This window comes from Amycolatopsis sp. NPDC049253, assembly GCF_040678995.1.
Classification (GTDB): domain Bacteria; phylum Actinomycetota; class Actinomycetes; order Mycobacteriales; family Pseudonocardiaceae; genus Amycolatopsis.
In genome coordinates, this window is record NZ_JBFAQX010000050.1 from 25,995 (window position 1) to 35,119 (window position 9,125).

A 9,125-nucleotide genomic window follows, 5' to 3' on the forward strand; every position below is an offset into this window, starting at 1 on the left:
CAGGCACACGAACCGATAGCCGGACGTCGTGCGGGATTCCGCCTGGCACGCGAACAACTCGGACTCACCCCGGAGCAGGCCCCGGCGCGGAATTAGTCGAGGATGCCCGGTGCGAGTCGGGGAGAGCCACCGCGGCGATGCTGGGCCACGGTGCGGCGTAGCCGGTGGTCCAGTTCCCACAGGGCGGTTCGGTTGGAATCCCACTGCACGGCCGCCGCCGCGTCGGCCAGGGTGAACCACGCGAACTCGACGTGCTCATGCGACAACGTCACCTCGGTGTCCTCGGCACGGACACCGAACGCGTACTCCGGGATCACCAGCACGTCCGGGCCCCACGTGAACTCCCCCGTCACGTCGACGACGGGGATCGTGGCCCGCGCGTCCAACGCGACGAACTCGCGGTCACCGACCAGCCCGGCCTCCTCAGCGGATTCCCGCCGAGCGGCGTGCACCGGGGACTCGCCCGCTTCGCCACCGCCGGCGACACCCTGCCAATAGCCGACGTCAGCCCGTCGGAACAAGGCGTACTCCGCGCCCTGCGCGGTGTGCCGGTACGGCAACACCAGGACCTGAAACGCGGCACGGCTATCCGCAGAGTCGCTCACCCCGCCAGCGTAAGAGGCGCCCGGCCGATCGCCGAACCGACAGACAGCACGGGAGGATCTTGGTGACGGGGTGGATCGCGATGATCATCGCCGTCGATGCGGGCCTTGCCGATCCGTCCGTTCGATCGATCCTCAAGCAGCGAACACGAGAACGGACGCGCCGGGCACTGACCCGTGACACGATCACACCGTGGATGATCACACCGCACCCCGGCTGCCACCGTTCCTCCGCCGCGCCCCCATCAACTCCGCCCGCCGAGTGACCGGTCTCGACGGCCGCCGGCACGGTGGCGACGAGGACCCCGGGCGTAGACCAGCTTGGCAGTTTCGTCAGTGATCGAGCACGACGTGCCCCTGCGCCAGGCTGCCCACTTGTGCCGTGCAGACCGCGCCGGGCGCAGTGGGGTCGGTGTAGCTGGCCTGGTCAGCGCCGCCAACGCTGGATACGACGCGCGACCGTACCCACTGGGCTCGGGTTGCTCCCCGGAGGGGCGGTTTCCGCCCGGGTTGCCGGGGTGTCGTCGCCGGGATGAGGAACACGGGCCTGATGTGTCTCAACATCCTGATCAACTCCATCGCGGTGAGTGGTGGTGGGTGAGTCACCACGCCACCCGGTGGCTGGTCTTGGGTCACATCGATCAACGGCCTCGACGGACGCCTCGATGTTGCAACCCGGCCGGTACAGATTTTCCTTGCAAACGTGAGCAGCGATTCCTCGGGAAGCTCAGCTGGAATTGCGGATCTTTCCTGCCCGATCCCGCCGACCAACAGACGCAACTGATCGTTTCGACTGGCCGCGCGCTCGAACTTCGCGAGAACGCGATCACCGGATCAGGTGATCGACTCGATCATCCCGGCCGGTCAGTATCGTTGACCCGTGACCGACCGAGCAGCTGAGCGCGGCCCCAGGACGACGGGCCTCGACCTGCACCTGGGCCGGCTCGACGGGAACGTGCGGGCCTGCCTCATGGACGCGGTCCGCGACGCGATCCGCGCCGGCCGGCTCGCGCCCGGGACCCGGCTGCCGTCGAGCCGCGCCCTGGCCGCCGACCTCCAGGTGGCCCGCAACACCGTGGTCCGGGTCTACTCCGAGCTCATCAGCGAGGGCTGGCTGACCGGGCTTCAGGGTTCCGGCACCGAAGTTTCGGAGCGGGTGGCCGAATTCGTCGGCGAACGAGCTCGGCCGCGGCCGGCGGAGACCCGCTCGCGGCCGGGGCACGACCTGCGGCCCGGCCATCCGGACCTGTCGTCGTTCCCGCGCGACGAGTGGATTCGCGCGGTGAAGAAGACGGTCGGCACCGCGCCGTTCGAGGCGTTCGGCTACGCGGATCCCCGCGGCCGAGGCGAACTCCGCGACACTCTCGCCCGGTACCTCGCACGCGCCCGCGGCCTGCGCACGCACGCCGGCAACGTCGTCGTGTGCAGCGGCGCCGCGGAGGGGTTGCGGCTCGTCGCGGCCGCGCTCGCGGCGACCGGGGTGACGCGCGTGGCCGTGGAAGAGTTCGGCCTGCCGGCCCAGCGCCGCACATTGGCCGACGCCGGGCTCGAAACCGTTCCCCTCGACGTCGACGCGGACGGCGTCGACCCCTCGGCACTCGAAGGGTCATCGCGGATCGGCGCTGTTGTTCTTACCCCCTCACACCAGTTCCCCCTGGGTGTCGCGCTCCGGTACGACCGGCGCGCTGCGATCGTCGAGTGGGCCCGCCGACACGGCGCGCTGGTCATCGAAGACGACTACGACGGCGAGTTCCGCTACGACCGGTCCCCCGTCGGCGCGCTGCAGGGACTCGACCGCGATCACGTGCTGTACCTGGGCACCGCGAGCAAATCGCTCGCGCCGGGCCTGCGCCTCGGCTGGCTCGTGGTGCCGGACCGCCTCGTCGACGCGATCATCGCCCAGAAGGGGGACACGGAGGAAACCGTCGGGTTCGTGAACCAGCTGGCGATGACCGAGTTCGTGGAATCGGGCGCCTACGACCGGCACATCCGGTCGATGCGCGCGCAGTACCGCCACCGGCGCCGGCACCTCGTCGAGACGCTTGCCCAGCACGCGCCGGAAGTGCGCGTGGCGGGAATGGCCGCGGGATTGCACGTCCTGCTCGAACGACCCGGGCGCACGGGCCGCGAACTCGTGCAGCGGATCACCGCCGAGCAGCTGACGGTCGAACCCCTGAGTTTCTTCCGGCATCCCGACGCCGCCTCGGACCGCGACGGCGTGGTGATCGGTTTCGCCGCACCTTCGCCGAGCGGGTGGTCGGGGGTTCTCGACGCGCTGGTCCGCGCGCTCGCGTAACAAGAGTGGTCCCCGCTCGCGCGTCCCAAGTGGACCCAGGTGCCGCGCCGAACCGGAGCTAGCCTCGCGGACAGGCCGGCGAACGCCCGCGGCCACCCGTTGCCCGCTCACCACGAGGACTCAGCATGAAAGTCATCATCGTCAAGGACCCCGCCGCCGGGGTCGAAGGGTTGACCCTGACCGACCGCCCGGCCCCGCACGCCGCGGAGAACGACGTCATCGTGCGAGTGCACGCGGCCGGCTTCACCTCCGGCGAGCTGGAGTGGCCGGGCACCTGGACCGACCGGGCGGGCCGGGACCGGACACCCAGCGTGCCCGGTCACGAGCTGTCAGGTGTCGTCACCGAGCTCGGCTACGGCACCACCGGGCTCACCGTCGGGCAGCGCGTGTTCGGGCTCGCCGACTGGACCCGCGACGGGTCGCTCGCCGAGTTCACCGCCGTCGAAGCCCGCAACCTCGCGCCGCTGCCGGCCGACGTCGACCACGCCGTTGGTGCCGCGTTGCCGATCTCCGGGCTGACCGCGTGGCAGGCGTTGTTCGACCACGGCCGGCTCGAGGCGGGGCAGACCGTGCTGATCCACGGCGCCGCCGGGGGCGTCGGCTCGCTCGCGGTGCAGCTGGCGAAGCGAGCGGGCGCGACCGTGATCGGCACGGGCCGCGCCGGCAATCGTCAGGACGCCCTCGACCTGGGTGCCGACGCGTTCGTCGACCTGGAGAACGAGCGACTGGAAGACGTCGGCGAGGTCGACGTGGTTCTCGACGTGTTCGGCGAGGAGATCGGCGTGCGGTCCGCCGGCCTGGTGCGGGCGGGTGGCACGCTCGTTACCATCGCCGCCCCGCCGGAAGTCGAGCCGCGTTACGGGCGGTCGGTCTTCTTCGTCGTGGAAGCCGACCGGGCCAGCCTGGCCGAGCTGGTCGCGCTCGTGCGCGAAGGCAGCCTTCGCGTGCCGATCGGGTCGCGCCATTCGCTGGCCGAGGCACCGAAGGCCTTCGCCTCCGGACGGCAAGGCGGCGGGAAGCCGATCGTCGTGGTCCACGAGTCTTAGGCGTCGCAGTCACGGAAGGGGCCGGCCGGGTTGCCGCACATCGCAACCCGGTCGTCCGGTCGCGCTTGCAATCGTTTGCGGGCAACATTTCCTGAAATAGAGACGATCTCGTCAGGAATTGTCAAGTTGAGACCCGTTGTCGAGCACTTCGGTAAACGGCCCATCCTGGCCCGCCGAGCGGGGAGAAAGCGCAGGCAGCGGCGGTGTTTCTCGCCGTTTTTCTCAGCGGCGGGAACGGCGGACCGACTACTAGACGTTGGCTGAGAACCTCCGTCACCTGCCCAGGCGAGGCTCAAAGTCGAGGGTCACCCGTTGCCGTGGGCCCCTATCGAGCCCCAGAGCCGCTCCGCGAGATGCCATTCACGTCAGCAGCGTCTGCTCATCGCCGGAGCGCGTACTGGCTGGGCAGCTACTTCGACTTCGCGATCACGTCGTCCCACGACACCACGCAGCCGGTGATCTCCGCCAGGCACCCGTGCACAGAACTGTTGATCGGACTAAGAGGCGACGCGCCGAAACGGTCCCGCGCCGCGGTCACACTCAGCCAGTAGTTCTCACGCCAATGCCGAGTGAAGGCGTTCGACGAAGCAGAGCGGGACGTCACCGCCCCACCATCCGGCTTCCACGATGGGGACAAGTGGTTCCGGACGAGGGCAAGATCCGCTACAACCTGAAGCTGCCGAAGCAGCGACCGCGACGCCGCGGCCGCCGTGCGGCTCGCCATGATCACCCTCCCGGTGATCCCGGGGACCGCCGGCAGCATCGCGTTCAGCACGATCTCAGCCGCAGTCACACCGTCGTTCCCGAGCGTCGCCGCCCGGCGCAGCAACGCGAACAGCACCTGGTCGTGGTGCGCGTACTTCCGAGTGGCCAGCACCGCGGCCAAGCGCTGCGCGCTCCCGACGCCCGAGAGATCAGGATCTTCCCGAGACCAGACTCGAAGCGCGAGATCAAACCTCGTGACGACCCGACGGCTGCCGATGACTCCGCTGAACCGCCGAGACCGGACTCGATGCGCCAGTACCAGAGATCGGGGGACGGTACGCGACCATGACGACTCCTTCCGCTGTGACGACAAGATCGCCACCAGCGTCACGACAACGCCGTGCAAGTTTGGTCATGCACCGGACAGTCGGGCGACCGCGACCTGAGCGATCGAGAAAGCTTGGCACCAACCCGTTGGTTGAGAGCCGGATCAGCTGGGGCCCGCTCTGCGACGAAGCCGCCAAGTCGTGAGGTGGACGCCGAGCTGCCGTGCCGACTGGCCGAAGTCGCCATACAGCCACGGAAGCATTGCGGCGCATGCCACTTCCAGATCGGATCAAGATCTACTTGTGGGATCTGCGGTTGGCATTGATCTGCTCGTGATTGGCCATCGCCCACTCGGCCAGCGCCATCACCAGCGGCACCAGTGACCGGCCCAGCTCGGTCACCTCGTACTCAACGCGGGGCGGCACCTCGGCATAGGCCGTGCGCACAACCAGACCGTCCTCGACCAGGTGCTTCAGCGTCAGCGTCAGCATCCGCTGCGAGATGCCGGCAGCGGCCCGCTCCAGTTCACCGAATCGCAGCGGGCCGGAACGCAGGGTGCCGATCACCAGCAGGCTCCACTTGTCGCCGATCCGGTCCAGCACCTCGCGCACCGCGCCGCCCTCCCGGATTCGCGGCGGGGAGTCCGTCTCGCGTGTGACCTTCGCCATACCTGAGCCTCCTTTCCTGGACACATACATCGCTGTGCCTTTTGTGCCCGGCCCTACGCGCACAGACGATCTGGTTACACACAAATGGTAAGGATTGGGGAATACGGTGAACATCGCACTGTGGATCGCCCAGGGACTGCTCGCACTGGTCTACCTCGCCGCGGGCGGCCTCAAGGCCGTGCGGCCACGCGAGCAGCTGGTCACCTCAGGCAACTTCGACTGGATGAAGGACTCGTCGGACGCCGGCGTGAAAGCGGTCGGCCTGGTGGAGATCCTCGGCGCCCTCGGCGTGACCCTGCCCTCGCTGACCGGGATCGCCCCGATCCTCACCCCGATCGCCGCGATCGGCCTGGCCGTGGTGCAGGTCGGCGCGCTCCGCGTACACCTGGTCCGCAACGAACGCCAACCCTTGCCCGCCAACATGCTCCTGCTACTGCTCGCCGCCTTCACCGCGATCGGCCGCTTCCTCGACTGACCGATCGATCCCAGGCTGACGGAGCCAACAGCAACAGAGCCTTCCCGACGCTCAGGCCGAAGTCAGCGTCACCCCTCCTCGATGGCGCCGTCGATGGACCTATGGACGGTGCTGCACTGCATGCAGTCTTCCGTCGCGATCCGCAAGGGCGTTCGCTGAGCAGGCCGCCGAGCGCTGCAAATACCCGGCCCGCCGATGTTCGCGCAGCCCTGAGTCCTGCTTCTCGCCCAGAGCCGACTGGACCTGCTCCGTCAGAGTGAATCGACAACCGAGCCGGGCCCGTTCTGGCGCCCAACCGCAAGGTCGGGGTGGCGGGTGATGTTCCAAGCCTGCTCTCCCGCCAGCTGACCACGGCCGACGGGAGTCCCCGCCGCCGGGTGGGCTCGTGCTCCAGTCGGCGTTCGTTCTCGGCCTGCCCCTGGCCCAGCCGGGCCGGGAGGTTCCAGGGTTGCGCCCGGGCTGGTCGCTCGCGTTCGAGCCCCAGCTGGATGGCTGGCTTCACTGAACTTGTCAAGCTCAAGCCGAGCGTGACCGTGATCGGCGGCCGGTTACCCGGTCGGCGGGCGTCGACAGCTTTCGGCGAGCCCGGCTGCGGTCGTCGATATCGTTTCAACGCTGTCATTGACAGGATTTTTCACGGTCGACCGACTGCGACCACGCAGGCTGACAGTAGGAGCGAGCAGCCACAACCAAATGAGCTATCCGCGCCAGAGGCACAGCGGAGCCAAGAAGCAAAGGCGTGACGAAGCCGGCGATACCGGGGAAGGGTGAGCGACCCCCGCCAACCATCTGCGCCTTGCTGGGTTACACGATTAGCGGCAAAGCGCGCACAGACAACATGGTGAAGCTGATCAAAACGTTGGTGACAGCCGCAATCAGCGTGCTGCTGGTCGTCGCAGTAGTAGTAGTCGTCGGCGGCGCCCTGGTCGCCACCGGCCAGTTCGCCAACGGACTCCTCATGGCAGGTAGCGCTGTCGGCACTCCACTGGACCAGCCAGGCGTTCCACCCGCTCCAGCTCTTGGAGAGCCGCGCCTGACCTGCGGGACCTGCTCGTGTCTCGGCCTCGCCGTCGACAAGCAGATCTGCTCTCGCTGCCGCTGGTCACTTTCGGCGGTCCCGGGCTTTGTGGGCGGGTGGCAGGGGGAGTTCGGCGTGCAGGGTGGTGCCTGCGCCGGGGGCGCTGTGGACCACGAGTCGGCCGCCGAGTGCTTCGGCCCGGTCTTTGAGTCCGATGAGGCCGGTGCCGCGGGTGAGGTCGGCGCCGCCGCGGCCGTCGTCGCGGACGCAGACGCGGAGGACGTCGCCGGTGTCCTGGTCGGTGGCCTCGACCGTGACGCCGATGGTGGTGGCGTGCGCGTGTTTGGCGGTGTTGGTCAGGGCTTCGGCGACCAGGTAGTAGGCGGCGATCTCGAATTGGTCGGGCAGCCGCCGCGAGATGGTGACGTCCAGCTCGACCGGGATCGACGAGCGGCGGGCCAGGGCTTTGAGTGCCGGGTGCAGCCCGCCCTCGGCGAGGATGGCCGGGTGGATGCCGCGGGCGAGCTCGCGCAGTTCGTCGAGTGCGGTGATCGCTTCGGTGGCGAGAGTGTCCAGCTGGTTTCGGAGCTCAGTGGTGTCGAGAGGTGCTGATGCTTGTGCCGTGCGGGCGTGGAGAGCGAGGGAGACCAGCCGTTGTTGCGCGCCGTCGTGAAGATCGCGTTCGATGCGCCGGCGGGTCTGGTCGGCGGTGGTGACGATGCGGGCACGTGAGGTGGTCAGCTCGGCGTAGAGCTGGATGTTGTCCAGGGAGACGGCCAGTTGCCCGGCGATCAGGCTGACCGCGTCGAGCCGCTCGGCGGTGAACGCGGCGCGGATCAGCCGGTTCTCCAGCAGCAACACCGCCCGCAGGCTGCCACGACTGAGGATGGGCACGGCCAGCAGCGAGCAGCAGTCGAGGTCGGAGAAGTAGGAGTCACGGGCGAAGCGGTCGTCCTCGGTGGCGTCGGCGACCAGCACCGATTCGCCGAGGCGTTGGACATAACGCAGCACCGACAGCGGGACCACGGGTTCCCCGGCGGCGCTCGGGGCGGTGCGTGCGATCTGAGTGGTGTCTTGGATGTCGGTGGTGCCGGTGTCGCTGTCGGGAGCGGGGAGCAGCCAGTCGTCGCGTTCGGGGTTCCACAGCAGCAGCTGCACACCGGTGGCGCCGGTCAGCGCGCTGAGGACCTCGACGACGCGGGTGCGCAGGCGTTCGATGCTGGTCTCGGAGCTCAGTGCCTGGGAGGCGGCCAGGATGCCCAGCAGGTCCAGGGTGCCGGTGGTGACCGGGCCTGTTTGCTGCGCCAGATGAGCGGGCTGGTCGCCGCTCAGCCCAGTGGTCGCGTCGGAGTGTGGCCGCAGTGTGGGGTAGGCCCAGTCGAGTTGGTCGACCTTCGCGCTCGCGCCCCAGGCGGCATAGGTCTGGCGGGCCTGGGCAAGCAGCTCACCACCGACGCGGTCCAGGCCGCGGGCCAGATAGAAACGGGCTGCCCGTTCGGTGATCAACGCCCGGTGCCAGGGCCGCGCACGGCCGGCGACCTCCCGGCGCGCAGCGTCGAACGCCAGCTCGGCGGCCCGGACATCCCCCACCGCCCAGGCCCGCTCGGCCTCCAGCCACCGCTGCAGATGCAGGAAGTTGTCCGGCGCGGCTGCGGCACGTGCAGCCAGCCACCGCGTCGTCTCGTCCAGCTCGGCCAGCAGTGCGGCGCGCTCGTCGCCGGCCGTGCTGCGGGCTTGCCCGGCCAGGGCCAACCCACGCAGCAGGCGGGCCACGGCGGTCGTGTAGTGGCCCAGGATGGCCGGTAGCAGCGGCATCGCCGCCGCGGTGTGCTGTGCCAAGCCGGATGGATCGCCGAAGACGGCGGCGGCGAGCGCCCGGGTGAGATGCGCGTACAAAAGCGCCATCGGATTGTCGGCGTACCGGTCGGTGGGATCCGCCGCACCAATCGCATCCGAGCTTCCGCCGCGCAGCACACCGGCCAGCCACC

Annotated in this window: 8 protein-coding genes; 4 read left to right on the plus strand and 4 right to left on the minus strand. The window is 69.2% G+C overall.

Features of this window, described 5'->3' with window-relative positions; all coding sequences use genetic code 11:
* Nucleotides 1-92 precede the first annotated feature (92 nt).
* The gene (locus AB0K15_RS46445; RefSeq protein WP_364067287.1) at nucleotides 93-605 is read right to left on the minus strand and encodes an NUDIX domain-containing protein; all 513 of its coding nucleotides are present in this window, start codon (nucleotides 603-605) and stop codon (nucleotides 93-95) included.
* Between the two features lie 80 nt (nucleotides 606-685).
* On the opposite strand from AB0K15_RS46445, the gene AB0K15_RS46450 reads away from it, so the two are divergent.
* The 3 genes from AB0K15_RS46450 (at nucleotide 686) to AB0K15_RS46460 (ending at nucleotide 3,944) form a co-directional block, all read left to right on the plus strand.
* Nucleotides 686-868, plus strand: a complete 183-nt coding sequence (locus AB0K15_RS46450; protein WP_364067289.1) for a hypothetical protein — start codon at nucleotides 686-688, stop codon at nucleotides 866-868.
* 614 nt (nucleotides 869-1,482) lie between these two features.
* Nucleotides 1,483-2,898: a PLP-dependent aminotransferase family protein gene (locus tag AB0K15_RS46455; RefSeq protein ID WP_364067291.1), complete on the plus strand. Its 1,416-nt coding sequence runs from the start codon at nucleotides 1,483-1,485 to the stop codon at nucleotides 2,896-2,898.
* Nucleotides 2,899-3,023: 125 nt separating this feature from the next.
* Nucleotides 3,024-3,944 carry an NADP-dependent oxidoreductase gene (locus AB0K15_RS46460; RefSeq protein ID WP_364067293.1) on the plus strand — a complete coding sequence of 307 codons (921 nt, stop codon included), beginning with the start codon at nucleotides 3,024-3,026 and terminating at the stop codon, nucleotides 3,942-3,944.
* Between the two features lie 409 nt (nucleotides 3,945-4,353).
* Here AB0K15_RS46460 and AB0K15_RS46465 read toward each other — a convergent pair whose 3' ends face one another.
* Nucleotides 4,354-4,830: a hypothetical protein gene (locus AB0K15_RS46465; RefSeq protein WP_364067295.1), complete on the minus strand. Its 477-nt coding sequence runs from the start codon at nucleotides 4,828-4,830 to the stop codon at nucleotides 4,354-4,356.
* A gap of 442 nt (nucleotides 4,831-5,272) precedes the next feature.
* Nucleotides 5,273-5,644, minus strand: coding sequence for a helix-turn-helix domain-containing protein (locus AB0K15_RS46470; RefSeq protein ID WP_364067297.1), 372 nt, complete (start codon nucleotides 5,642-5,644; stop codon nucleotides 5,273-5,275).
* 106 nt (nucleotides 5,645-5,750) lie between these two features.
* Between AB0K15_RS46470 and AB0K15_RS46475 the strand changes: the two genes are divergently transcribed.
* Complete coding sequence (locus AB0K15_RS46475; protein WP_364067299.1) at nucleotides 5,751-6,119, plus strand: DoxX family protein; 369 nt, start codon at nucleotides 5,751-5,753, stop codon at nucleotides 6,117-6,119.
* A 1,102-nt stretch (nucleotides 6,120-7,221) separates the two neighbouring features.
* Here the strand turns inward: AB0K15_RS46475 and AB0K15_RS46480 are convergent.
* Nucleotides 7,222-9,125: GAF domain-containing sensor histidine kinase (locus tag AB0K15_RS46480; RefSeq protein ID WP_364067301.1), on the minus strand; the 1,904-nt coding region annotated here is incomplete at its 5' end.